Raw genomic sequence first — 25164 nt, 5'->3', positions numbered from 1 at the left:
GGCCGGCCCCGCGGTTCGCCGCCGCCACGCAACCGTTCTCCTGCCTGCAGATCAGGGCACACAATGTTATTCTTCAGACTGGCGAAGATTCTTGCTCGGCCCGGCATCCCGCGTGCCGGTCCCATTGTTGCGATCGGGTCAGCAGAAGTCCCGACGACCCCAAAATGCACGAGGAGAGAGGTCCATGTCTGAAGTCAAAGTCCACGAGGTCCCCGGGGATCTCGCCAAAACCGCACACGTGAACGCCCCGCAATACCAGGAGATGTACCAGCGCTCGGTGCAGGACCCGGAGGGGTTCTGGGCCGAACAGGCGGAGAAGTACGTCACCTGGTTCAGGAAATGGGACAAGGTGGCGGACTGGTCCTTCAGCGGCGATGTCCACATCCGCTGGTTCGAAGGGGGCAAGCTCAACGTCTCCTACAACTGCCTGGACCGGCATCTGGACACGCGCGGCGATCAGCCTGCCATCATCTGGGAAGGGGACGACCCCGGCGAAGACCGCACGATCACCTACCGGGAACTGCACGACGAGGTCTGCCGCTTCAGCAACGTGCTCAAGTCCCGGGGCGTGAAGAAGGGCGACCGGGTCTCCATCTACATGCCTATGATCCCCGAGGCCGCCGTGGCCATGCTCGCCTGCGCCCGTGTGGGCGCCATCCACTCGGTGGTGTTCGGCGGCTTCTCGCCCGACGCGCTGCGCGACCGCATCCAGGATTCGGACTGCCAGGTGGTGATCACCGCCGACCAGAGCCTGCGCGGCGGCAAGAAGGTCCCGCTCAAGAAGAACGCCGACAAGGCCATCGCCCAGTGCCCCAACGTGCACACGTGCATCGTGGTCAAGCGCGGCGGCGAAGCGGTGGAATGGCAGGACGACCGGGATATCTGGTACCACGAGGCCATGAAGGAGGCCTCCGCCGACTGCCCCCCCGAGGAGATGGACGCCGAGGACCCGCTGTTCATCCTCTACACCTCCGGCTCCACCGGCAAGCCCAAGGGCGTACTCCACACCACCGGCGGCTACCTGCTGCAGGCGGCCATGACCCACAAGCTGGTGTTCGACTACCAGGACGGCGAGATGTACTGGTGCACCGCCGACGTGGGCTGGGTGACCGGCCATACCTACATCGTCTACGGCCCGCTGGCCAACGGGGCCAGGTCCCTCATGTTCGAGGGCATCCCCACCTATCCGGACACCGGCCGCTTCTGGCAGGTGTGCGACAAGCACAAGGTGGCCACCTTCTATACCGCCCCGACCGCCATCCGCATGCTCATGGGTGCCGGCGACGACTTCGTCAGGAAGCATTCGCGCTCGTCCCTGCGGCTGCTGGGCACCGTGGGCGAACCCATCAACCCGGAGGCCTGGGAGTGGTATTACAACGTGGTGGGCGATGCGCGCTGCCCCATCGTCGACACGTGGTGGCAGACCGAGACCGGCGCCCACATGATCACGCCGCTGCCGGGCGCCACGCGGCTGAAGGCCGGTTCGGCCACCTTCCCCTTCTTCGGCGTGCAGCCCGTGCTGCTGGATGACCAGGGCAAAGAGATCACCGGCAACCCGGCCGCCGGAAATCTCTGCATCAAGGCGCCGTGGCCCAGCATGATGCGCACGGTCTATGGTGACCACGACCGCTTCATCGAGACCTATTTCAAGCTCTATCCGGGCTACTACTTCAGCGGCGACGGCGCGCGCCGTGACGAGGAGGGCTACTACTGGATCACGGGCCGCGTGGACGACGTGCTCAACGTCTCCGGGCATCGCCTGGGCACCGCCGAGATCGAATCCGCCCTGGTGCTGCATCCCAAGGTGGCCGAGGCGGCGGTGGTGGGCTATCCCCACGAGATCACCGGTCAGGGCATCTACGCCTACGTGACGCTCATGGCCGGCGAGGAAGGCAGCGACGACCTCAAGAAGGAGCTGGTCAACCTGGTGCGCGAGGAGATCGGGCCCATCGCCAAGGTCAACCTGCTGCAGTTTGCCCCCGGTCTGCCCAAGACCCGCTCCGGCAAGATCATGCGCCGCATCCTGCGCAAGATCGCGGCCGACGAACTGGACAACCTGGGCGACACCTCCACGCTGGCCGACCCCGGCGTGGTGGACAACCTCATCGAGAACCGTCTGAACAGGTAGGAAATCGCAGAGGCAGGAGGCAAGTCGGAAGAGACAGGAAACCCATTGTCTTGAACCCCCTCCCCCGCTTGCGGGGGAGGGTTGGGAAGGGGCCGCCGGGGCCCGTTAGAACTAGCCCCTCCCTGGCCTCCCCCATGAGGGGGGGATGCGTCTTGTCTCCTGCCCCTTGTATCCGACCCCTTCATTCATTGACCGCAGGCACTACCCCGCCTACCATCTTTCGCTCCACGCTTCCGGGATTCCCGCACCGCGCCCATGACCTACTGCGTCGCCATCGCTCTGGACGAGGGGCTGGTCTTTGCGTCCGACTCGCGCACCAATGCCGGTGCCGATCAGATCAGCACCTACAGCAAGATGCACACCTTCGACACGGAGGGGGAGCGGGTATTCGTGCTGCTGGCGGCCGGCAATCTGGCCACCACCCAGGCGGTACTCAACCAGCTCAAGCGCGACATGGACGACGGTGCCGGGGAAAGCCTCAACACCGTGCAGCACCTGTCCGAGGCGGCCGCCTACCTGGGCCGGCTGAACCGGGAAGAGCAGGAAAAGCACACGGGCGCCCTGTCCCGTGCCGAGTTCAATCCGGACGCGACATTCATCCTGGGCGGACAGATCGAGAAGGGTCCGCTGGAGATCTTTCTGGTCTATCCCCAGGGCAACTACATCACCACCTCACCCCACACGCCGTTCCTTCAGATCGGCGAGAGCAAGTACGGCAAGCCCGTGCTGGACCGCATCATCACGCCGTCCACCCCCCTGGGGGATGCCGCCCGCTGCGCCCTGGTGTCCATCGACTCCACCATGCAGTCCAACGTCACCGTGGGCCCGCCCATCGAGGTGCTGGTCTACGAAAAGGATAGCCTCGCCTTCGAGCACTATCTGTGCCTGGAGAACGATGACGCGTACCTACAGACCCTCAAGCGCGCCTGGGACGAGAACATCAGGAAGGCCTTCCAGGACCTGCCCCGTTTCGACTGGGAATCCGCCCGCGACCGAAAACGCCGCGGCACCCAGGTAAGCGGGCGCAAGAAGGCGGCCAGAAAGAAAAGGGAGAAGTGAGAATCGGGGAAGTGCGAAGTTATCTTCCCACTTCCCGATTCTCACTTCCCACCTCGGCGACCACGTCCACCGCCACCGTCAGCCCGTGGCTCTCGCCGCCGCCGAACAGCACGCCCTTGAGCGGTGACACGTCCGTGTAGTCGCGTCCCCAGGCCAGGGTAATGTGGCGCTCCATGGGGATCACGTTGTTGGTGGGATCGAATTCCAGCCAGCCCTGACCCGGGTCGAACACCGCGAACCATGCGTGCGAGGCATCCGCGCCCTGCAGCCTTTCCTGTCCCGGCGGGGGGCGCGTCTCCAGGTAGCCGCTCACATAGCGGGTGGCCAGCCCCATGGCACGCAGGCAGCCGATGGCGAGGTGGGCGAAGTCCTGACAGACCCCCTTGCGATGCTCGAGCACCGTGGCGAGCGGGGTGCTGACCGTGGTGAAACCCGGATCGTAGTCGAAGTCCCCGTGGATACGGGCCATGAGATCGGACACCGCCTCCCGCAGGGGACGCCCCGGCTCGAAGGAAGGCCGGGCATAGTCGATCAGTTCCGGCAGCGCCGGGATGCGGGGGGACCAGAGCCGGTAGAGCCGGGCGTCCAGCACCGCCCCGGAGACCCCGGAATCCAGGCAATCACGGACCTCGTCCCACGGGGTGTCGCGCTGCAGATCCAGTTCATCCGGGGCCGTCAGGATCTCCACCTGGCTGTCGGCCACCACCCGGAACACCGTGTGCGGCTGCTCGATGGTGAGAAAATTGACCCGGTTGCCGAAGAAATCCTCACGGTCGCTCCAGTAGGCGGGCACCGGATCACAGGTGACCGATGCCAGCACACACCGCTGCCGGGGCGTCGCCCGGGGGGTCAGGCGGGTCACGTTATGGCACAGGCCCACCCGCTCCGGATAGCGGTACTCGGTGACATGGCGGATGTGATATCTCACGCATCACCCCCGGGATCCAGCGGATGCTGACTGTGGGCAAAGGCAAAGTACCGGGCCACAAGGGCCTCGGCCGCCTGGTGCAACAGGTGACTCTGGCGTGCCAGCAGCTGGTCCAGTTCGCCGCGCATGCCGCTGTCGGCCGTCACCCGGCACAAGGCCCCGGTGTCGGCCAGACGCAGAGACATCAGGGCCTCCGTCAGGGGCCGGGTCACGGGCGAAAGCCGCCCGTCGCCGGCCGTATCCGGCAGGGCCCGGGCATGTTCCTCCAGCCGCTCAAGCTGGAACACGAGCGCCCGCGGATTGGTGACCTCCAGCAGCATCAGGTCCAGCACGCGGCGCATCTCCGGCGCCGACCGGTGCCCGGTCCGGTAGGCGGCCAGGCTCTCGCCCCAGGCCAGCACCGCCTCCATGAGCAGCCCCTCCGTGGTGAATTCGTGCCCCGCCACGAGGGTGGCCCGCAACAGGTTCACGGACAGCTGGGCGCGTTCCAGGCGCCGTCCCGTGTCCAGGAACAGCCAGCCGGTCTGGCGCAGGGTGCTCTCCTGGGCCAGACCGGCCAGGGCCAGCAGCCTCGTGATCACCTCGTCCAGGGGATCGCGCAGTTCCTCCGGATCGCTGCCCGGTGCGCACACCAGGCTTCGGCTCTGGTCGCGCAGGGCCGCCAGCACGCGCCAGGAATCCCCCGAGACCCGGTCCCGCAGCGCATAGGCGGACTGGAACAGGGCGTTGAGCGTATAACGCAGGGTACCGGGACGCTCCGGGTCCGTGATCAGCGCACGGAGCTCCGCCTCCGGCGCCTCAAGCCGCGCCTGCGCGCCCTGGCCGACGAAGCCCGGGTAACAGGTCGTCAGGTGGGTCAGGCTGCGCAGCAGCGCCTCCAGCGCCGCCTGCTCGTAAGGTGCCGACAATTCACGGGCCAGCCGGCGGCGCTTGAAGACACTGCGCAGGAGCCGCACGGTGCCTTCGGCGCGCTCGGCATAGCGGCCCATCCAGAAGAGGTTCTCGGCCACACGGCTCGGCAGGGACGCCTGCATGCCCGCCACCGGACCCTCGGGAATCGCGGTCAACGGACCGCTCACCGGTTCGGGCTCCGAGGACAGCACCCAGGTGTCCTTGCTCAGGCCCCCCTCCTGGTTGGAGACCACCATATCCCCTGCCCGGCCCGCCACGCGCGTCAGCCCGCCGGGCATGACCACGTAGTCGTCCTCCCGTGCGCAAAGGAAAGCGCGCACGGCGGCATGACGCGCCTCGAACACGCCGTTTCCGGCCAGCACAGGCGCGGTGGACAGCGCGATCTGCTCCTGGCCGACGTAGCGCTCGGGACGGGCACGGACGCGTGCCCTGAGCGCCTCCAGTTCGGCCGCGGACAGCAGTGCACCGAACACGGGACGGCCACCCTCCCCCCTGCCATCCACGGTGCGCACCACCAGCCGGTCAAGATGGGCCAGCACGTGCTCCCGTCCCTGCCTTTCGCCGCACCACCAGGTGGTCACCGAGGGGAGCTGCGGCTCCTGGCCCAGGAAATAGCGGCCGATCGCGGGCAAAAACACGGACAGCACCGGCGATTCCAGCAGGCCGCTGCCCAGGGGATTGGCCACCGCCGCCCGGCCCCGGCGCACCGCCTCCACCAGACCGGCCACGCCCAGGCGGGAATCCTGCTGAAGTTCCAGCGGATCGCAGAACAGGTCATCCACCCGGCGCAGGATCACGTCCACCGGCTCCGGCCCGCTCAGGGAACGCAGCCAGACCCGGCCGCCGGAGAAGATCAGGTCCTCCCCCTGGACCAGGGTGTAGCCCAGGTAACCGGCCAGGTAGACATGCTCGAACCAGGTTTCGTTGAGGGGGCCCGGGGAGAGCAGCACCACCCGGGGTTCCGTGTCCTGCCGGGGCGACAGCGCCGCCAGGCGCGTGCGCAGGGCCTGGAAGAAACCCGTCAGGCGGTGCACGCCGGCCTGACGGTACAGGCTCGGGAAGACCCGCGAAAGCACCACCCGGTTCTCCAGGGCATAGCCCGCCCCGGAGGGCGCCTGGGTGCGGTCACCCAGCACCCACATCTGCCCGTCCGGTCCCCGGGCCAGATCCGAGGCATACAGGGTCAGCGCATGGTCCGGCAACGGGAGGCCGTCACAGGCATGGAGGAAACTGCGCTGGCCGAACACCAGTTCCGGAGGCAGGATGCCCTGCCGGAGGAGGTTCCGGGGCCCGTAAAGGTCCTTGAGCACCAGGTTCAGAAGTTCCGCCCTCTGGACGAGCCCGGTCTCGATGCCCGCCCACTCGCTGCTGTCCATGAGCAGCGGTACCGGGTCCAGGGGCCAGGGCCGCTCCGTGCCCTGCGGATCCGAATAGACGTTGTAGGTGACCCCGTTCTCGCGCAGCAACCGCCGCGCCTCTGCCGCCCGCGCCAGCAGCCCGTCCCGCCCCACCGCGTCCATGGACTCCATCACGCCGGCCCAGTGCGGCCTGGGCGACCCCGGCGACTGGCACAACTCGTCATACACCCCCTCCGGGGGTGCGTAGCGGTCATGCAGCAAACGGGAATCTTGCGGGGTGGCGGACACGGGGCGGTCAAGGTTCAAAGTTCAAAGTTCAAAGTTCAAAGTTCAAAGTTCAAAGGATAAACCACATACCGGAGCGTGGCCCGCATACTTTGAACATTGAACTTTGAATCTTGAACCACCTATCCGGCCGGTCCCCGTCGCAGGTCAAGGGTATGCGGGTACTCCGGATCGGGAGGTTCGACCGGCGGAGCCATGGGGCCCGGAGGGCTGCCTTCGGGGAAGAACTGCGCCATGGAACGGATATCCGGCGGCGGCTGCAGAGTGCCCGGGGTATGGCCGTGGTCCCAGAAGCGGGTGATGCGCCGGGCCTCGGCCTCGAAGGCGTTGACCGGGAAGACGTCGTAGTTGCGCCCGCCCGGGTGGGAGACGTGGTAGGTGCAGCCGCCGACAGCGCGCCCGTTCCACGTGTCGATCAGGTCGAACACAAGGGGCGCGTGCACGCCGATGTTGGGATGCAGGGCCGAGGGCGGCTGCCAGGCCCGGTAACGCACCCCGGCCACGTATTCCCCGTGGGTGCCGGTGGATTGCAGGGGCACACGCCGGCCGTTGCAGGCCAGCATGTAGCGGCCCTCGGTGAGCCCCGTGACCCGGACCTGCAGACGCTCTACGGAAGAATCCACGTAGCGGGCCGTGCCCGCCCGGGTGACCTCTTCGCCCAGCACGTGCCAGGGTTCCAGGGCCATGCGCAGCTCGATCCGGATGTCACCGACGTTCACCCGCCCGTAATGGGGAAAGCGGAACTCGGAGAACGGCGCCAGCCACTCCGCCTGGAAGGGGTAGCCGGCGCGGTTCAGGAGTTCCACCACCTGGGCAATGTCCCGCTCCACGAAATGAGGCAGCATGAAACGGTCATGCAGGGCCGTGCCCCAGCGCACCAGCCGATGCCGGTACGGCTCGCGCCAGAAGCAGGCCACGAGCGTGCGCAGCAGCAGCATCTGCACCAGGCTCATGCGCGCGTGGGGCGGCATCTCGAAGGCCCGCAGTTCCAGCAACCCGAGGCGCCCCGTCGGGGTGTCCGGCGAGTAGAGCTTGTCGATGCAGAACTCGGCCCGGTGGGTATTGCCGGTAATGTCCACCAGCAGGTTGCGGAACAACCGGTCCACCAGCCACGGACGCGGCTCCTCGTCCCGCGGCAGTTGCTGCAGGGCGATCTCCAGTTCGTAGAGGGATTCGTTGCGTGCCTCGTCGATGCGCGGTGCCTGGCTGGTCGGTCCGATGAACATCCCGGAGAAGAGGTACGAAAGCCCCGGATGGTGCTGCCAGAAGGTCACCAGTGAACCCAGCAGATCCGGACGGCGCAACAGCGGGCTATCCGCCGGCGTTGCCGCCCCGAGGGTCACGTGGTTGCCGCCGCCGGTGCCCGTGTGGCGGCCGTCCAGCATGAACTTTTCGGTGCCCAGACGGGACTGGCGTGCCTCGTCGTAGAGGGCGAGCGTGTTGTCCCGCAGCTGCTCCCAGGAAGCGGCGGGATGGATGTTCACCTCGATGACACCGGGGTCCGGCGTCACCAGGAGGCGTTCCAGGCGATTGTCCCGGGGCGGCTCGTAACCCTCCAGCACCACGGGCAACTGCAGCCGGGCGGCAGCCGCCTCCACTGCCGCAACCAGATCAAGGTAATGCTCCAGGAAACTCAGTGGCGGCAGGAACACATGCAGCCGGCCTTCCCGGGCCTCCACGCAAAGGCTGGTGTGGGGGATCTCCGCCCATCGGGTATCGTCCGGATCATCACCCGGGACCTGTGGCTGCAGCCCCGTGTCCATCCGGGGATCCTCCGGTGCGACGCGTTCACTGAACCGCCGGGCCACCTCGCCGAAGTAGTCGCCCAGTTCCGGACGTTCCTCGAACAGATCGGGCGCCCGGGGTTCATCGCGCTCGGCGGGCGCCACCCATGGCAGGCTGTCCAAGGGCAGGCGCAGACCCATGGGCGAGTCGCCGGGAACCAGGAACAGGTTGCCGCGGCGAAACGCCCACACACCACTGCGCCAGTGACCCAACTCGTGGTCCCAGGTGAGCGGCAGGGCATAGCCCACCGGCTCGTCCAGCCCCTGGGAAAGAACGCGTGCCAGGCGCCGGCGCTCCGAGGAACTCTTGAGGTCCGCCTTGAGGGGGTCCCGGTTGACGGGCGCGCTGCCCTCCCGCCACAGGTAATAGAGGGGGTCCTCGTAACCGGGCACCAGGTAGCTTTCCGGTACACCCAGATGGCGGGAAAGCTCACGTGCGAAGGCCAGGGCCTGATCACGGCGGTGGCCATAGTCCCGGCTTGTGTCCGCCAGCAGGCCGGGATCCCGCCACACCGGTTCACCATCCCTGCGCCAGAAACAACCCAGCGACCAGCGCGGCAGGGGCTCTCCCGGATACCACTTGCCCTGTCCGTGGTGGAACATGCCGCCGGGTGCGAAGCGCCTGAGCAGCCGTCCCGCCAGACCCCGGGCCAGCCGACGCTTGTAGGGCCCGTCGGCGCGGGTGTTCCATTCGGCCCCTTCCATATCGTCGATGGCGACGAAGGTGGGCTCACCCCCCATGGTCAGACGCACATCGCCGTCCGCGAGATCCTGGTCCACCCTGCGGCCCAAGGCGTCGATGGCCGCCCACTGGTCATCGCTGTAGGGCTTCGTGACCCGCGGGTCCTCATGGATACGGCTCACCTCGTTGCGGTGCTCGAAGGCCACCTCGCAGACCTCCGTGTAGCCGGAAACGGGGGCCGCGCTCAGGGGGCTCGGCGTGCAGGCGAGCGGAATGTGTCCCTCACCCGCGAACAGGCCCGAGGTGGGATCCAGGCCGATCCAGCCCGCGCCGGGCACGAACACCTCGGCCCATGCGTGCAGGTCGGTGAAATCCCGCTCCGGACCGGAGGGTCCGTCCAGGGATTTTTGGTCGGCGGTGAGCTGCACCAGGTACCCGGAGACGAAGCGCGCCGCCAGCCCCAGGTGGCGCAGAATCTGCACCAGCAGCCAGGCGGAGTCCCGGCAGGAACCGATGCGCCGCTCCAGTGTTTCCTCGCAGGTCTGCACTCCCGGCTCCATGCGCACGTCGTAGGCGATGTCCTGTTGAAGCCGGCGGTTGAGATCCACCAGGAAATCCACGATGCCCCGTTCGCCGCAGTCCACTTCCGACAACCAGCCCATGAGTCGCGGCCCGCGTTCCGCGATCTCCAGGTACGGGATCAGATCCTTGGCCAGGATCACGTCGTACGTGAACGGGAAATGCTCCGCGTAGCGCTCGACGAAGAAATCGAAGGGGTTGATGACCGTCAACTCCGCCACCAGGTCCACGGTGACGGCGAGCTGTGTCATGGGCTTCGGAAACACCACTCGCGCCAGGAGATTCCCAAAGGGATCCTGCTGCCAGTTGATGAAATGTTCCCTCGGCTCGACCTGCAGCGAGTAGGCCAGAACCGGCGTGCGAGTGTGCACCGCCGGACGCAGGCGGATCACATGGGGCGAGACCCGCACCCTGCGATCGAAGCGGTACACCGTCCGATGATTGAGTGCGACGCGAATGGCCATGGAGAACCCCGGGATTACGACTATGAGAGTATGACCGCAAAGAACGTCAAGGTATGCGCGAAGTTCGCAAGGCTTGAAATGAATAATCTTCCTTCGCGTACCTATCGCATGCCTTGGCGTCCTTTGCGGTTCAAGCCCTTCATGGTTTTGGCTCCCTCACCCGGTGAGCACCCCTCGAACTCCGGCCTCAGGCCGCCCGGTCGAGGCGGAACCAGTTTTCGACGATGCTGTCATGGGTCTCGGCCATCTCTTTCTGGATCTGATCGAGAAACTGGTGCAGGTCATCGGGCTTGAGGAGCGAGTCGATATCGGCATCCTGTACGTGGCGTTTCACCTGGGCGATGAAGCGCAGGGGGAGTTCATTGCGTGGCAGATTGGAGAGGCTCGATTCCACCTCTCCCAACGCGTGGGCCACGGCCCGGGGAAACTGCCGGTCCTGGAGCAGAAACTGCATCACCAGGGCGCCGCTTACCCGGCGCCGCACGTGCTGGCGGTACATCTGAAACCCGCTCAGGGACTTGAGGATATTGATCCACAGCAGGCTCTCGAAGGCCTCCTGATCCTCCCCCTTGGCCAGCAGTCCGATGCCCGCCACATCCAGCAGGCGCGAGCTCATGTCGGCACGCTCCAGATTGCGCCCGGCGCGGATGAAATCATAGGCATGATCGTGGCTCATGGTGCCTGCCAGCAGACCGGTGATCTGCTGGCACCGGGCGATGACCTCGGACAGGAACGCATACCGTCCGCGTTTACCCACACCGGACTCCGCGTTCGTCTTGCCGAACAGATACAGCTCGTTGACGGATTCCCATGCCTCGGCAGGCACCAGGTCCCGCGTGGTGCGTACGTTCTCCCGCGCCGCGGTCAGTGAGCTCATGATGGAGCTCGAGTTGTCCAGATCCGCCAGGAGGAACTTGATGCAGTTGCGTTCGTCATCGCGCTGGTAATGATGCTCGAAACCCTCGTCCGCGCCCGTGGTCGTCACCATGCTTCGCCAGGACAACTGCACCGAGCGGGGCATGTCCAGGGCCAGGTGGGAAAAGGCCATCACCATGCGCGCGGTGTTCTCGGCCCGCTCTATGTAGCGGGCCACCCAGTAGAGACGTTCGGCCACTCGTGAAAGCATGTCGTCAGGACTCCGTATCCACGATCCAGGTATCCTTGCTGCCCCCTCCCTGGGAGGAGTTGACCACCAGGGAGCCCTTCCTCAGGGCAACACGGGTCAATCCGCCCGCGGTCACATCGGTGCGCACGCCCTGCAGGATGAAGGGGCGCAGATCCACATGCCGAGGCTCCAGGTGACCGTCGCACAGGGTGGGCGTGGTCGACAGGGACAGGGTCGGCTGAGCAATGTAGTTCCTGGGATCCTTCCGGATCAGCGCCGCGAACTCCGCACGCTGGCGCTTCGTCGCATGGGGCCCGATGAGCATGCCGTAGCCACCTGATTCATTGGCGGGCTTGACCACCAGTTCATCCAGGTGCGCAAGCACGTACTCGCGTTCTTCACGGTACATGCAGCGATAGGTGGGCACATTGGGGATGACGGGATCCTGGTCCAGATAGTACCGGATGATCTCGGGCACGAAGGCGTAGACCACCTTGTCATCGGCCACCCCCGCACCGGGCGCGTTGGCCAGGGCCACGTTGCCCTTGCGCCATGCGCGCATCAGGCCCGGCACCCCAAGCATGGAGTCCGGATTGAACACCTCCGGATCCAGGAACAGATCATCGACGCGACGGTAGATCACGTCCACACGCTCCAGGCCGCCGATGGTGCGCATGTAGACGCAATCGTCATCGGCCACCATCAGGTCGCTGCCTTCCACCAGTTCCGCCCCCATGCGCTGGGCCAGGAAGGAATGCTCGAAGTACGCGGAGTTGTAGATGCCCGGGGTCAGAACGACGACCTCGGGATAATCCAGCGGCCGGGGCGAGAGGGAGGCCAGCATGTCGAAGAGCTGGGACGGGTACTCATCCACGGGCAGGATGCTGTAGTTCTCGAACAGTTCCGGGAACACCCGTTTGGTGACCTGGCGGTTCTCCAGCATGTAGGACACGCCGGAGGGCACACGCAGGTTGTCCTCCAGCACGTAGATCGTGCCGTCCGCATCGCGCACCAGGTCCGATCCGCAGATGTGGGCCCACACGCCGTGCGCCGGCTCGGCGCCCACGCACTGGTCGCGGAAGTTGCGGGACTGGGCCAGCACCTCACCGGGAAAGACCTTGTCCTTGAGAATCTTCTGGTCGTTATAGAGGTCATTGATGAACAGATTTAGTGCCGCCAGCCGTTGCTTCAGGCCTTCCTCCACCCGCAGCCATTCCTTGCGCGGGATGATCCGGGGGATGATATCGAAGGGCCAGGCGCGATCGATATTGCCGCCTTCCGTGTACACCGTGAAGGTGATGCCCATCTCGACGATGGCGTGCTCGGCCGCCGCCTTGCGCTCGTGGATCTCCTCGTCACTCAGGGAGCGCAGGTAGGAGGTCAGCGTACGTGCCGCCGCACGCGAGTAGCCGGGCGAGCTGATGAGCTCGTCGTAAAAGCCGTTGGGGTCGTAGCTCTTCCAGTCGATGCTCATACGAATGGGGGTCCCGAGGGAAGAGTGAATGGATAATCGTTACAGGATAATCCAGGATTCAGGCTTCGATATTCAAGGTGGGCCCCGATGGCCTGGACCGGCCGTGGTGGGAAAGGAAGATTTACCGTTGAATTTTGAACTTTGAACTTTGAATCCCGATCGTCGAATCACCCCGCCAGTGCCTCTCCGGTCAGCGGCCCGTCGGGCAATTCCTCGTCATGGCGATAATGCACCAGCTTCCAGTAGCCGAAGAGATTGGCGTTACGCACATCGATCCGTTCCAGGCCGGGCAGACGGGGCAGCGAGTCCAGTTCCATGTCGGTGCGGAATCCAAGTATCTTGGACAGGGGCCGCAGTCCGCGCTCCATGCGACGTACAACCGGATGATTCGAGGCAAAGTGATTGATCACCAGCACATCACCGCCGGGTATGCAGACCCGCTGCATCTCCGCCAGCAGCCGCTCGGGATGAGGCACCACCGAGGCCACGTACATGGCCACGACACTGTCGAAGCTGTTGTCCGGGAAAGCCAACTGCTCCGCATCCATTTCCAGCAGGGCTTCCACCTGGGGCAGACCCCGCGCCCGTTCCCGGGCGATTTTGAGCATGTCCGGGCTGACATCGATACCCACTACCCGGGCATCCTCCCGATAGTCCGGCAGGGAGAGCCCCGTGCCCACACCCACCTCCAGGATCCGCTGGTTGGCGGCGGTGTTGGCGAGCTGCACCGCCATACGGCGGCCGCCCGCAAAGATGGGGCCGAAAAAGGCGTCATACGTCAGGGCATAGCGCTTGTAGGCGCTTCGGATGGAAGGGAGATCCATGGCAACCCTTGGCGAAAGTGGTGTCTCTGTTGTACCGGCTCCGGGCCCGCGTTTCAAGGGGCGTCCCCGTTTTGGAGAGCAGGCTGACCCATGCGCGGGACGGCCGCATTCACGCCTGCGTGGTGGCTGCCGGGGGCCCACCTGCAGACCCTCGTTCCCAACCTTCTGCCACGCCGCGGCACCCCGCTCAGGCGCGAGCGCCTGGAACTGCCCGACACGGATTTCCTGGACCTGGACTGGGGCCCCGCCCGCCCGGGGCCATTGGTGCTGCTGCTCCACGGATTGGAGGGTTCCAGCCGCAGCCCCTACGCGGCGGGCCTCATGCATCGGCTCGCTCAGGCCGATTATCAGGGGGTGGTGATGCACTTCCGGGGCTGCAGCGGAGAGCCCAATCGCCTGCCTCGATCATACTCGGCCGGCGAGACCGGGGACATCCGGTATGTGGTCGGTCACGTCCGCGCGTGTCTGCCCGACCGGTTGCTGGGTGTGGTCGGCGTATCGCTGGGCGGCAACGCCCTGCTCCGCTGGCTCGGGGACCCGGCCACGGGCACGCCCGTGGACACCGCCATCGCCATCTCCGTGCCCTTCGATCTGGCACGCGCCGCCGAGCGCATGAACCGGGGTTTTTCACGCCTGTACCAGTGGTACCTCCTCAGGCGGCTCAGGCGTTCCGTAGCCCGCAAGTCCCGGTGCGTGACCATGCCCGTGAAGCGCGCCGAGCTTCGGCGCCTGAAGGACTTCAGGGCCTTCGACAACGCCGTCACGGCCCCGCTTCACGGTTACCGGGATGTGGACGACTACTACGGCCGCGCCAGCTGCCGGCCGCTGCTCTCCGGCATTCGGGTACCCACCCTGATCCTGCATGCGGAGAACGATCCCTTCATGACGCCGGATGTGATTCCGAAAACACCGGAAATCTCCGAGGCAGTCCGGCTTGAGGTGGCGGCGGGTGGCGGGCATGCGGGGTTCATGGACAGCTTCGGGGGGCGGTGGCTGGAGAAGCGGTGTCTTGCGTGGCTGGGGGAGCGGTTTCCTGCCGGTCGGTAGGGTCGTCCGGAGAACTGCGACGAGCGGGTTGGCATCAGAGGCGGTTTGGTGGGGGGGGATGTGTCTGGAGCGGGTTCTCTTGCCTGAGTCTTTGGAAAGTCAAAGGCTTTCGATCCCCGTTGCACGGGGCTCGAGTTACTTTCTTTGCTTGTCCAAAGTAAAGTAACCAAAGAAAAGACACCACGGATGTCTCGCCCCTTCGGGGTGCCCTGCGCGCGGAGCTGCCCCGGGGAGGTCGATCGACAGGCCTTCCCTGGCCTGACGATCGACGCGCCGCGTCCGTGCGGCGCCCCTGACGGGCTTTGACCCCGGGACAGCCCCGTGCTCGGCGAGCCATACGGGGGAAGATCAAGACCGCTTGCGGTCGAGATCCGCCGAGCCTCACGCGCCTGGACTTCGATCGACCTTGCCACAGAAGGCTCGACTTCGGGCCGAACGGGGGGGTGGAATGCAGAGCTTAAGTATTCGCGACGAGGGCGTCGCTCGTACCGAACTCCGTCGAAGCGGTTTTGACCTTCTCCCCTATGACGCACCGAGTAGCGCAGGCTTCGAGGGTAAAAGCCCGAAGGGGCGCCGCACGGACGCGGCGCGTCGGCAGTCAGGCCAGGGACGGCCTGTCTGCCGACCCCCTCGAAGCCGAGCAACGCAGGGCACCCGCCACAGCGGGTGCGGCATCGGGGTGTCCTTCTTTTGGTTACTTTTCTTGGACAAGCAAGACAAAATCACCGGGAGCGATTTTGCGCGCCAGCCCCGAAGGGGTGAGGCGCATGGACGCGCCGAACAAAAGTAACTCGAGCCGGCTGCAAGCCGGATCGAAACGCCTTTGCCTTCCCACTGACACGGACAGAAAGGAAAACCAGGCCAGAGACTCCAAAAAAGAAGGGGCCCCAAGGCCCCTTCTTTCACTCGACAGATCGGAACAGCACCCGTCAGCTCACTTCCTTCATGCTCAGGCGAATGCGCCCCTGCTTGTCCACTTCCAGTACCTTGACCCGAACGGTCTCGCCCTCGGAAAGGCGGTCGCTCACGCTGGCCACCCGTTCCTCGGAGATCTGGGAGATGTGCACGAGGCCGTCGCGGCCGGGAAGGATGTTCACGAAGGCGCCGAAATCCATGATCTTGGCCACTCGACCCTCGTAGATACGGCCCACCTCCACGTCGGCGGTCAGCTCCTCGATGCGGCGACGGGCCTCCTCGCCGGCGGCCTTGTCGACGGAGGCGATCTTCACCGTGCCGTCATCGGAGATATCGATGCTGGCGCCGGTCTCCTCGGTCAGCGCGCGGATGGTGGCGCCACCCTTGCCGATCACGTCGCGGATCTTGTCCGGGTGGATCTTGATGGTGGTGAAGCGCGGCGCGAATGCGGACACCTCGGTGCGCGGCTCGCTGATCACCTCGTTCATCTTGCCGAGGATGTGCAGGCGCCCTTCCCTGGCCTGCTCCAGGGCCTTCTCCATGATCTCGCGGGTGATGCCGTCGATCTTGATGTCCATCTGCAGCGCGGTCACGCCGTCCGTGCTGCCGGCCACCTTGAAGTCCATGTCGCCCAGGTGGTCCTCGTCACCCAGGATGTCGGTGAGCACGGCAAAGCCGTTCTCTTCCTTGATCAGACCCATGGCGATCCCCGCGACCGGGGCCTTGAGCGGGACGCCGGCATCCATCAGCGCCAGGCTGGTGCCGCACACGGAGGCCATGGAACTGGAGCCGTTGGACTCGGTGATCTCGGAGACCACCCGCAGCACGTAGGGGCAATCCTCCTCGGCCGGCAGGGCGGCCTGTACGCCGCGCTTGGCCAGACGCCCGTGACCGATCTCTCGGCGCTTTGGTGATCCGACCATGCCGGTTTCGCCGGTGCAATAGGGCGGGAAATTGTAGTGCAGCATGAACCGCTCGCGGCGCTCACCCTCCAGGGCCTCGATGAACTGGGCATCCCGATCGGTACCCAGGGTGGTGACCACCAGGGCCTGGGTCTCCCCACGGGTGAACAGGGCGGAGCCATGGGTACGGGGCAGCACACCGGTTCGCACGGTAATCGGACGCACGGTGCGGGTGTCGCGACCATCGATGCGGGGATGCCCGTCGATGATGCGGCCGCGGACCAGGCGCTTTTCCAGGGAGCCGAAAGCGGCCTTGACCTGCTCCGGGGTCGGGGCCCCTTCCTCGCCGGTGGCCAGTTTCTCCACGGCCTCGTCGCGCAGGGCATTGACCCGCTCGGTGCGGGCCTGCTTCTCCGCGATCTGGTAGGCGGCGGAAAGCTCTGTCTCGCAGGCGGCCGCAACCGCCTCCTTCAGGGCAACGTTGTCCTCGGGCGGCGTCCAGTCCCAGTCGGGTTTGCCCGCCTCAGCCTTCATCTCGTTGATCACACGGATGGCGGCCTGCAACTGTTCGTGGCCGAACATCACGGCACCGAGCATGACCTCCTCGGAAAGCATTTTGGCCTCGGATTCCACCATCAGCACGGCCTTCTCGGTACCGGCGACCACCAGGTCCAGGTCGGAATCCTTGAGGGCGGAAATGCCCGGGTTGAGTACATACTCACCGTTGATATAGCCCACGCGGGCCGCACCGATGGGCCCCTTGAAGGGCATGCCCGAGAGGCTCAGGGCAGCGGAGGCGCCGAGCATGGCGGGAATATCGGGGTCCACATCCGGATTCACGGACATGACCGTGGCCACCACCTGCACCTCGTTCTGGAAGCCCTTGGGGAAGAGAGGACGAACCGGGCGGTCGATGAGCCGGCAGGTCAGCGTCTCCTTCTCCGTGGGGCGCCCTTCACGCTTGAAAAAGCCGCCGGGGATGCGGCCGGCGGCGTAGGTGCGTTCCTGGTAGTTGACGGTGAGCGGGAAGAAATCCCGGCCGGGAGTCGTCTCCTTCTGGCCAACCGCAGTCACCAGCACCACGGTATCCGCCATGTTGACCATGACCGCAGCGGTTGCCTGGCGTGCGATCTCTCCGGTTTCGAGGGTGACGGTGTGCTGACCGTACTGGAAGGACTTCTTGATGGCTGTCACGGTGACTCCCGGCTGTTTCCGATGAAGAATTTAGCGACGCAGACCCAGGCTGCTGACCAGATCCTGGTAACGCTGCTTGTCCTGGCTCTTGAGGTAATCCAGCAGCTTGCGGCGCTGGTTGACCATCTTCAGCAGTCCGCGGCGGGAATGATGGTCCTTCTTGTGGGAGGCAAAATGGCCCATGAGGTGTTCGATGCGCGCGGACAGCAGCGCGACCTGGACCTCGGGAGAGCCCGTGTCGGACGGATCACGGCGGTACTTTTCGACGATGCCCGCCTTGGTTTCTGTGTTCAGAGACATGCTGCAATCACTCCTGAAGATCTCGCGAGAAGGCTGTGCTCTTGGTAAAGGTCGGGAATTCTATCACGCGGGGGGCTTATGGAACAGGGCTGACAGGGGAAAACCCGATGGACCGGATCTGCGGGATTTCTCCCGATTAACAGGGTCTTATTCCCCCGGGGCGGGGCCGCGGAGTGCCGGACCGCCTCGTCAGGACCGGCGGCACATACCCACCGCAGAAATGGTCCCGGAAACATCCTGTCCTTCCCGGAAGGATCCCCTGAATCCTGTCCATTTCATGCCTCCCGGGCCCCCGGTACCATCAGCCGGCGAGGGCCCACCCGGCCGTCATCCAGGATCTCCCCCATGCCCAGGAAGACCCGGCCGGGGCCATAGATACGCACCATGCCCCGGGTCGGCGCACCCGGCACGAACACCGCCTGCCCCTGGCGCACATAAAAGGCACTGTCCCGATCGAGGCTCACCGCCGGCCAATGCTCCAGGGCGCTGTCGACGGGTGTCAGCAGCGCGTCCAGGGCCGCCTCTCCCTCCGCGGCCCGGGCTTCGATCTCATCCAGTGTCACCATAGCGCGCCCGTCGTAGGGTCCGAGTCCCAGTCGCCGCAGTTCGATCACGTGGGCACCGCAGCCCAGGCGCTCGCCGATATCCTCCACCAGAGTCCGGACATAGGTGCCCTTGGAGCAGCGCACGTCCAGTTCCAGGGTGTCGGCCGAGAAGCCCGGACAGGTCAGTTCATGAATGGTGACATCGCGCGGGGGACGCTCCACCTGCTCGCCCTTGCGGGCCAGTTCGTAGAGCCGCCGGCCCTGATGCTTGAGCGCCGAGTACATGGGCGGCACCTGCCGGATGGGGCCGCGAAACGGCGCCAGTGCCGCCTCGATCAGCGTGGCGTCGAGCGGCGGCACCGGGCGTTCCCGCAGGACCTCGCCTTCCGAATCCGCCGTGTTCGTGGTGACGCCCAGGCGGCAGCGGGTGCGGTAATGCTTGTCCGCATCCAGCAGGAATCCGGATACCTTGGTGGCCTCGCCGAGGCAGATGGGCAGCAGGCCGGTGGCCAGGGGATCCAGGCTGCCCGTGTGCCCGGCCTTTCGGGCCCGGAACAGGTACTTCACCCGCTGAAGCGCCTGGTTGGAAGTGTAGCCCTGGGGCTTGTCCAGCAGCACGATACCGTGCACGTCCCGGCGCTGGATCTTCGGTTTGTTCATCGGGTGCTGGCTCGAAAGGAGTGGCCGCAGAGGCGTTCAGGCGAAGAAAAACCAATGGACAGGATGAACAGGACAAATGCGGATTTACAGGTCTTCCTCATCGTCCGGGTGCCTGGCACGATCCTCGGCCACGGCCTGGTCGATGAGGGCGGACAGGCGCGCGCCGCGCTCCTGGGTGTCGTCGTAGTGAAAGTGCAGGTGAGGCACCATGCGAAGCCGCATGCGCCGGCCCAGTTCCCGGCGCAGGAATCCCGCCGCGCGCTGCAGACCTTCGGTGGTATCCGCCACCTGCTTCGCATCGCCCAGTACCGTGAACCAGACCTTGGCGTGGGCCAGATCACGGCTGACCTCGACGCCGGCGAGGGTCACCATGCCCACGCGCGGGTCCTTCACTTCGAGACGAATGAGATCGGCCAGTTCCCGCTGGATCTGGTCGCCTACCCTCTCGGTCCTTGAAAAATCTCTGGGCATCTGGTGTCGTGTCCCGTATCGGTCAAAGGCTGCGGGCCACCTCGACACGCTGGTAGACCTCGATCTGGTCACCCGGCTTGACGTCATTGTAGTTCTTCACGGCAATGCCGCAATCGGTACCGGAGCGCACCTCGTTCACGTCGTCTTTGAAGCGGCGCAGGGATTCCAGTTCGCCTTCGTAGACCACCACATTGTCGCGCAGCACACGAATGGGGTTGCCGCGCTTGATGGTGCCGTCGACCACGAGGCAACCGGCCACCGCGCCGAACTGCGAGGACTTGAACACGTCCTTCACCTCGGCCAGACCGATGATCTCCTCGCGCATCTCCGGCGACAGCAGACCCGAAAGCGCCTGCTTCACGTCGTCGATGGCCTCGTAGATAACGCTGTAGTAACGCAGGTCCACGTCCTGATCGGCCACGGCCTTGCGGGCACCCGCATCGGCACGCACGTTGAAGCCGATGACGATCGCCTCGGACGCCTTGGCCAGGTTGATGTCCGATTCGGTGATGCCACCTACACCGGCAGCCACGATCTTGACCTTCACCTCGTCGGTGGACAGCTTCTCCATGGCATCGCGAAGCGCCTCGGCACTGCCCTGCACGTCCGCCTTGAGCAGGATGTTGACCGTGCCGACCTCGCCCTCCTGCAACTGGCTGAAAAGGTTCTCCAACTTCGCCGCCTGCTGGGTGGCCAGCTTGCTTTCGCGGAACTTGCCCTGCCGGAAAAGCGCCACCTCCCGTGCCTTGCGCTCATCCTCCAGCACCAGGACGTCGTCACCGGCGTTGGGCGTGCCGGACAGGCCCAGCACCTCCACGGGCATGGACGGCCCCGCGGATTTCACCGGCGTGCCGCGTTCATCGAACATGGCGCGCACGCGGCCGAACTCCTGACCGGTGAGAATCACGTCACCCTTGTTCAGCGTGCCGCGCTGGACCAGCACCGTCGCCACGGGACCACGTCCCTTGTCCAGGCGCGATTCGATCACCACGCCCTGGGCAGCGCCCTCGTCAGGGGCCTTCAGTTCCATCACCTCGGCCTGAAGGTTGACCGCCTCCAGCAGTGCATCGACACCGGTACCCTTGAGGGCGGACACATGCACGAACTGGGTGTCACCACCCCATTCTTCCGGGATGACCTCATATTGTGTGAGTTCGTTCTTGACCCGCTCGGGATCGGCTTCCGGCTTGTCGATCTTGTTCACGGCGACCACGATAGGGACCCCGGCGGCCTTGGCATGCTGGACGGCCTCGACGGTCTGGGGCATGACGCCATCGTCCGCGGACACCACCAGGATGACGATATCGGTCACCTTGGCGCCGCGGGCGCGCATGGCCGTGAACGCGGCATGGCCCGGGGTGTCCAGGAAGGTGATGCCGCCGCGGTCGGTCTCCACGTGATAGGCGCCGATATGCTGAGTGATGCCGCCGGCCTCCCCGGAGGCCACGCGGGTGGAGCGGATGTAATCGAGCAGGGAAGTCTTGCCGTGGTCCACGTGGCCCATGATGGTCACCACCGGCGGACGCGGCTTGAACTCACCGGTGGGCTCGGCGTGCGCAACCACCAGTTCTTCGTCCAGGTCCGCCTGCTGCATGGGCACGGCCACATGACCCAGTTCCTCCACCACGAGGGTGGCGGTATCCCGGTCGACACTCTGGTTGATGGTGGCCATGACACCCATGCCCATGAGCGCCTTGATCAATTCAGGCGCTTTGACGGCCAGCTTCTGGGCCAACTCGCCCACGGTGATGGACTCGGGCAGAGCGACCTCGCGCACCACCGGCGCGGTGGGCCGCTCAAAGCCATGCTTGCTGGCCACCGCGGCAGCCGCCACGCGGGTGCCCTTGCCCTTGCCCTTGCGGCGGCCGCGCTTGTCGCTGGCCACGTGCAGTTCCTCCCGGCGGGCGGCCGGACTCTCCTCGCGTTCCTTGCCGGCCGCACGACGGCGGCGGCCGGGCTTGGCGCCCTCCGCGTCGGAGGGCGGAGGCGGAGGCGGAGGCGACACCTCGGGCGCGGCCGTTTCGCGTTCTGCCCGGGCCTCCTCTTCAGCCTTGCGGCGCGCCGCTTCCTCGGCCTCGAGACGTGCGGCCTCCTCGGCCTTTCGCTCCTGCTCCGCCTTGCGTTCCGCCTCTGCGGTCTTGCGCTCTTCCTCGGCGCGGCGCGAGGCATCCATGGCAGCCTGGCGTTCCTCTTCCACCTGCTTGGCAACCTGCGCGGCCCTGCTGGACACCTCCGGCGCCGGTTCCGGCTCCGTGACAGTCTCGGCCTCATCACGCTTCACGTAGGTCCGGCGCTTGCGCACCTCCACGCTCACAGTCTTGGAGCGACCCTGGGATCCGGTGACCCGGAGTTCCGTGGTGCTCTTGCGGCGCAGGGTGATCTTCTTGCCCTCGCCACCGGTGGCCTTGCCGTGGCTCTTGCGAAGGTGCTCCAGCAACTGAAGCTTCTGCTCCTCGGTGACCATCTGTTCGGCGCTCGAGACGCTGACACCCGCCTCGCTGAGCTGCTCCAGGAGCCGCTCCACGGGGGTGCCCACTACCTCTGACAATTGCTTAACCGTTACATCGGTCATCTTCCATCACCTCCACAAACTTTCCACGCCGGAGCGGCAGATCGTGCCTGAGCAAACATGCGTCACCTTCTCCCCACACAACAGTGACACCGCGCTCCGACCCTTGATATTTCCTGTCCCTTCGCTTCACGCGTCCTTCGCCTCATCCTCGAACCAGGGCGCCCGCGCGGTCATGATCAGTTCACCGGCCTTCTCCGGATCGAGTCCGCTGATGTCCACCAGGTCATCCACCGCCTGCTCGGCAAGATCCTCCATGGTACAGATGCCCTGGGCCGCCAGCCTGAATGCCAGCTCCCGGTCCATGCCCTCCATGCCCAACAGATCCTCGGCAGGCTCAGTGGAGACTTCTTCCTCTGTGGCAATGGCCCTGGTGAGCAACGCATCACGCGCCCTGGCGCGCAACTCCTCGACGATATCCTCGTCGAACTCCTCGATCTGCAGGATCTCCGAGGTAGGCACATAGGCCACTTCCTCGATGCTGGAGAAACCTTCCTGCACCAGGATGGCGGCCACCTCCTCGTCCACGTCCAGCTGTTCCTGAAACATGCGCTGAAGCTCGGTGGCCTCTGCCTCGCTCTTCTCGGCGGCCTCCGCCTCATTCATCACGTTAAGCTCCCAGCCCGTGAGCTGGGACGCCAGGCGAATGTTCTGCCCGCCCCGGCCGATGGCCTGGGAAAGCTTGTCCTCGGCCACGGCGATGTCCATGCTGTGGCGATCCTCGTCCATGACGATGGACAGGACCTCAGCCGGCGACATGGCGTTGATCACGAACTGGGCCGGGTTCTCGTCCCAGAGGATGATGTCGATCCGCTCGCCGGCCAGCTCGTTGGACACGGACTGCACCCGCGAACCGCGCATGCCGACGCAGGCACCCACGGGATCAAGGCGCGGATCGTTGGACCGCACGGCGATCTTGGCACGCAGGCCCGGGTCGCGGGCGGCGCCCATGATGTCGATGAGCCCCTGGCCCACCTCGGGCACCTCGAGCTTGAACATCTCCACGAGGAACTCGGGTGCCGTGCGGCTTACGAACAGCTGGGGGCCGCGCGCCTCGGTGCGCACTTCCTTGAGATAGCCCCGCAGACGGTCATTGGCCCGCACCGTCTCCCGGGCAATCATATCCTCCCGGGGAATAAAGGCCTCTGCATTGCCGCCCAGGTCCAGGAACACGCCGCTGCGCTCGGTGCGCTTGACCGTGCCCATGACCAGCTCCCCCACCCGGTCCTGAAACTCGTCCACCACCTTGGCGCGCTCGGCCTCGCGCACCTTCTGCACGATCACCTGCTTGGCTGTCTGCGCCGCGATTCGGCCGAAATCCACAGACTCCATGGGCTCCTCAATATACTCGCCCACTTCGATGTCCGGGTGCCTCTGACGGGCGTAGGAGAGAAGGATCTGGCGCTCCGGAGACTCGAATTCCGGATCTTCATCGTCCACCACCAGCCACCGCCGGTAGGTTTCGTAGTCGCCAGACTCCCGGTGGATACTGACGCGCACGTCGATCTCGCCGCCATGCTTCTTCTTGGTGGCGGACGCAAGCGCAGCCTCGATGGCCTCGAAGATCACATCCTTCTCGACGCCCTTCTCGTTGGAAACGGCGTCCACCACCATCAGGATCTCTTTGTTCATGACAGCCTCTCCTGTACACCTTCCGGTACCGATTCCCCGGGCGCAAAGGCACCCGGGCCCGGCAACTCAAGCATGCCCCGACCGTCACTGCGCCGTTCGGGGCGAAAATCCTCGCAACCTGTGATCATTCTCCACCTGCATCGCGCAACCGGCCCACCAGCCGGCCCCTGGCAATGGACTCCAGGGGTACGCGCACCGGCTCGCCTTCCACCTGCAGGGTGACGGACTGCTCGTCCGCGGCCACGATCTCGCCGGAGAAGTTGCGCTGTCCGCCCACCGGCCACTGGGTTCGCACCCGGACCTGCCGGCCCACGTAACGGGCATACTGAGCGGCCTCGAACAGGGGGCGGTCCACCCCGGGGGAGGACACCTCAAGGGTATAGGGCACCCGGATGGGATCTTCCACGTCCAGCACGGCGCTCACCTGCCGGCTCACCTCGGTGCAGTCATCCAGCGTAATGCCCGATTCGCTGTCGATGAACAGCCGCAACAGGGCGCTTCGCTTGCCGGCACGGTATTCCAGGCCCCAGAGCTCATAGCCCATGCGGGCCACCAGCGGGGCCAGCAAGGCCTTGAGTTGCAAGGAGTCCTGTTGTGTCACGGCACCACCGCAAACAAAAAATGGGCTCACGGCCCATATGAAAACACCAAAGCTTGTCCGCCTCCCGTCAGCCGTTACCACGGAAGGCCGGTAACAAAAAGGCCCCATCCGGGGCCTTTTTTATCATCCTTGGTAGCGGGGGCAGGATTTGAACCTGCGACCTTCGGGTTATGAGCCCGACGAGCTGCCAGACTGCTCCACCCCGCATCAGAGGTTGCATAATATAGCCGTTCGGGCGGGGGATTTCAAGGCCGATGGGGGCTGCGGGGCCGCGACCGCGGGACAAACCATTTCTTGCCACAGGGGGCACAGAGGCCACAGAGAAAAGGGATCGCTGGATCTTCGGAGCCCCCGGCATTGCTCTCTGTGACCTCTGTGGCTCAAACACGTCCAACCCGGAACGGATCCGACGCGATCATGGTGGCCTAGCGGTGGCGCAGGTGCTTGCGCAGGTCGTAGCGGTAGATAAAGCCCGGCAGGGCGAACACCAGGAAAAGAGCGCCGGTGATGGCGAAGAACTGCCACCCCTGACCGTGGATGCCGCCGGTGACCTGACGTTCGAAACCGAGCCCGATGCCGCCGATGATGAAGTACAGCACCAGCAGCTCAACCAGGCGCATGGCAGCCCCCTTCTCCCCGCCCTTCGGCTCCAGCAGGAAAAACACCCGCTCACTGAACCAGGGCAGGTTCGCCGCCACGAACGCCATGGAGAAGTACACCCAAACCAGCCAATCGGAAGACATGTA

17 protein-coding genes and 1 tRNA gene are annotated in these 25164 nt (G+C 65.5%); 3 read left to right on the top strand and 15 right to left on the bottom strand.

Features of this window, described 5'->3' with window-relative positions; all coding sequences use genetic code 11:
* Window positions 1-184 precede the first annotated feature (184 nt).
* Together acs and THITHI_RS0116005 are read left to right on the top strand one after the other, a co-directional pair.
* A complete protein-coding gene (acs, locus tag THITHI_RS0116010) occupies window positions 185-2128 on the top strand; it encodes an acetate--CoA ligase (RefSeq protein WP_018234114.1) in 1944 nt (647 codons plus the stop codon).
* A 255-nt stretch (window positions 2129-2383) separates the two neighbouring features.
* Window positions 2384-3187: a proteasome-type protease gene (locus THITHI_RS0116005; protein ID WP_018234113.1), complete on the top strand. Its 804-nt coding sequence runs from the start codon at window positions 2384-2386 to the stop codon at window positions 3185-3187.
* 19 nt (window positions 3188-3206) lie between these two features.
* On the opposite strand, the gene THITHI_RS0116000 is transcribed toward THITHI_RS0116005, so the two are convergent.
* The 6 genes from THITHI_RS0116000 to THITHI_RS0115975 form a co-directional block, all read right to left on the bottom strand.
* Window positions 3207-4115: a transglutaminase family protein gene (locus THITHI_RS0116000; RefSeq protein WP_018234112.1), complete on the bottom strand. Its 909-nt coding sequence runs from the start codon at window positions 4113-4115 to the stop codon at window positions 3207-3209.
* Window positions 4112-6646 (bottom strand): circularly permuted type 2 ATP-grasp protein, encoded by a 2535-nt coding sequence (locus THITHI_RS0115995; protein ID WP_232199440.1) that lies wholly within the window; start codon window positions 6644-6646, stop codon window positions 4112-4114. Before THITHI_RS0115995 ends, THITHI_RS0116000 begins: the two co-directional genes overlap by 4 nt.
* 146 nt (window positions 6647-6792) lie before the next feature.
* The gene (locus THITHI_RS0115990) at window positions 6793-10179 is read right to left on the bottom strand and encodes a transglutaminase family protein (protein WP_018234110.1); all 3387 of its coding nucleotides are present in this window, start codon (window positions 10177-10179) and stop codon (window positions 6793-6795) included.
* A 187-nt stretch (window positions 10180-10366) separates the two neighbouring features.
* The gene (locus THITHI_RS0115985) at window positions 10367-11305 is read right to left on the bottom strand and encodes an alpha-E domain-containing protein (RefSeq protein ID WP_018234109.1); all 939 of its coding nucleotides are present in this window, start codon (window positions 11303-11305) and stop codon (window positions 10367-10369) included.
* Between the two features lie 4 nt (window positions 11306-11309).
* Window positions 11310-12758: a circularly permuted type 2 ATP-grasp protein gene (locus tag THITHI_RS0115980; protein WP_018234108.1), complete on the bottom strand. Its 1449-nt coding sequence runs from the start codon at window positions 12756-12758 to the stop codon at window positions 11310-11312.
* Window positions 12759-12925: 167 nt separating this feature from the next.
* Window positions 12926-13582, bottom strand: a complete 657-nt coding sequence (locus tag THITHI_RS0115975) for a class I SAM-dependent methyltransferase (RefSeq protein WP_018234107.1) — start codon at window positions 13580-13582, stop codon at window positions 12926-12928.
* Window positions 13583-13672: 90 nt separating this feature from the next.
* On the opposite strand from THITHI_RS0115975, the gene THITHI_RS0115970 reads away from it, so the two are divergent.
* Window positions 13673-14629, top strand: coding sequence for a hydrolase (locus THITHI_RS0115970; protein ID WP_018234106.1), 957 nt, complete (start codon window positions 13673-13675; stop codon window positions 14627-14629).
* A gap of 929 nt (window positions 14630-15558) precedes the next feature.
* Here THITHI_RS0115970 and pnp read toward each other — a convergent pair.
* From pnp to THITHI_RS0115925, 9 genes are all read right to left on the bottom strand, one after another.
* Complete coding sequence (gene pnp, locus THITHI_RS0115965; RefSeq protein ID WP_018234105.1) at window positions 15559-17640, bottom strand: polyribonucleotide nucleotidyltransferase; 2082 nt, start codon at window positions 17638-17640, stop codon at window positions 15559-15561.
* Between the two features lie 30 nt (window positions 17641-17670).
* A complete protein-coding gene (gene rpsO, locus THITHI_RS0115960; RefSeq protein WP_018234104.1) occupies window positions 17671-17940 on the bottom strand; it encodes a 30S ribosomal protein S15 in 270 nt (89 codons plus the stop codon).
* Between the two features lie 275 nt (window positions 17941-18215).
* Window positions 18216-19145: a tRNA pseudouridine(55) synthase TruB gene (gene truB, locus THITHI_RS0115955; protein ID WP_018234103.1), complete on the bottom strand. Its 930-nt coding sequence runs from the start codon at window positions 19143-19145 to the stop codon at window positions 18216-18218.
* Between the two features lie 84 nt (window positions 19146-19229).
* Window positions 19230-19616 carry a 30S ribosome-binding factor RbfA gene (rbfA, locus tag THITHI_RS0115950; RefSeq protein WP_018234102.1) on the bottom strand — a complete coding sequence of 129 codons (387 nt, stop codon included), beginning with the start codon at window positions 19614-19616 and terminating at the stop codon, window positions 19230-19232.
* Between the two features lie 22 nt (window positions 19617-19638).
* Entirely contained in the window at window positions 19639-22188 is a 2550-nt protein-coding gene (infB, locus tag THITHI_RS0115945; RefSeq protein ID WP_026186429.1) for a translation initiation factor IF-2, read from the bottom strand.
* Between the two features lie 126 nt (window positions 22189-22314).
* Complete coding sequence (gene nusA / locus THITHI_RS0115940; protein ID WP_018234100.1) at window positions 22315-23817, bottom strand: transcription termination factor NusA; 1503 nt, start codon at window positions 23815-23817, stop codon at window positions 22315-22317.
* A 124-nt stretch (window positions 23818-23941) separates the two neighbouring features.
* The gene (gene rimP, locus THITHI_RS0115935) at window positions 23942-24400 is read right to left on the bottom strand and encodes a ribosome maturation factor RimP (RefSeq protein WP_018234099.1); all 459 of its coding nucleotides are present in this window, start codon (window positions 24398-24400) and stop codon (window positions 23942-23944) included.
* A gap of 148 nt (window positions 24401-24548) precedes the next feature.
* Window positions 24549-24625, bottom strand: a tRNA-Met gene (locus THITHI_RS0115930).
* A gap of 218 nt (window positions 24626-24843) precedes the next feature.
* A complete protein-coding gene (locus tag THITHI_RS0115925) occupies window positions 24844-25161 on the bottom strand; it encodes a DUF2818 family protein (RefSeq protein ID WP_018234098.1) in 318 nt (105 codons plus the stop codon).
* Window positions 25162-25164: the final 3 nt, after the last annotated feature.

The organism is Thioalkalivibrio thiocyanodenitrificans ARhD 1 (genome assembly GCF_000378965.1).
GTDB classification, from domain to species: Bacteria; Pseudomonadota; Gammaproteobacteria; order Ectothiorhodospirales; family Ectothiorhodospiraceae; genus Thioalkalivibrio_A; species Thioalkalivibrio_A thiocyanodenitrificans.
The sequence above is the reverse complement of the archived record's forward strand: the minus strand, read 5'-3'. Positions and strand labels throughout refer to the sequence as shown.

Excerpts from the sequence above, each read along its gene's own strand:
- acs (WP_018234114.1), top strand. The coding sequence starts at position 185 with ATGTCTGAAGTCAAAGTCCACGAGGTCCCCGGGGATCTCGCCAAAACC.
- THITHI_RS0116005 (WP_018234113.1), top strand. The coding sequence starts at position 2,384 with ATGACCTACTGCGTCGCCATCGCTCTGGACGAGGGGCTGGTCTTTGCG.
- THITHI_RS0115990 (WP_018234110.1), bottom strand. The coding sequence starts at position 10,179 with ATGGCCATTCGCGTCGCACTCAATCATCGGACGGTGTACCGCTTCGAT.
- THITHI_RS0115985 (WP_018234109.1), bottom strand. The coding sequence starts at position 11,305 with ATGCTTTCACGAGTGGCCGAACGTCTCTACTGGGTGGCCCGCTACATA.
- THITHI_RS0115980 (WP_018234108.1), bottom strand. The coding sequence starts at position 12,758 with ATGAGCATCGACTGGAAGAGCTACGACCCCAACGGCTTTTACGACGAG.
- THITHI_RS0115975 (WP_018234107.1), bottom strand. The coding sequence starts at position 13,582 with ATGGATCTCCCTTCCATCCGAAGCGCCTACAAGCGCTATGCCCTGACG.
- THITHI_RS0115970 (WP_018234106.1), top strand. The coding sequence starts at position 13,673 with ATGCGCGGGACGGCCGCATTCACGCCTGCGTGGTGGCTGCCGGGGGCC.
- rpsO (WP_018234104.1), bottom strand. The coding sequence starts at position 17,940 with ATGTCTCTGAACACAGAAACCAAGGCGGGCATCGTCGAAAAGTACCGC.
- truB (WP_018234103.1), bottom strand. The coding sequence starts at position 19,145 with ATGAACAAACCGAAGATCCAGCGCCGGGACGTGCACGGTATCGTGCTG.
- rbfA (WP_018234102.1), bottom strand. The coding sequence starts at position 19,616 with ATGCCCAGAGATTTTTCAAGGACCGAGAGGGTAGGCGACCAGATCCAG.
- infB (WP_026186429.1), bottom strand. The coding sequence starts at position 22,188 with ATGACCGATGTAACGGTTAAGCAATTGTCAGAGGTAGTGGGCACCCCC.
- nusA (WP_018234100.1), bottom strand. The coding sequence starts at position 23,817 with ATGAACAAAGAGATCCTGATGGTGGTGGACGCCGTTTCCAACGAGAAG.
- THITHI_RS0115925 (WP_018234098.1), bottom strand. The coding sequence starts at position 25,161 with ATGTCTTCCGATTGGCTGGTTTGGGTGTACTTCTCCATGGCGTTCGTG.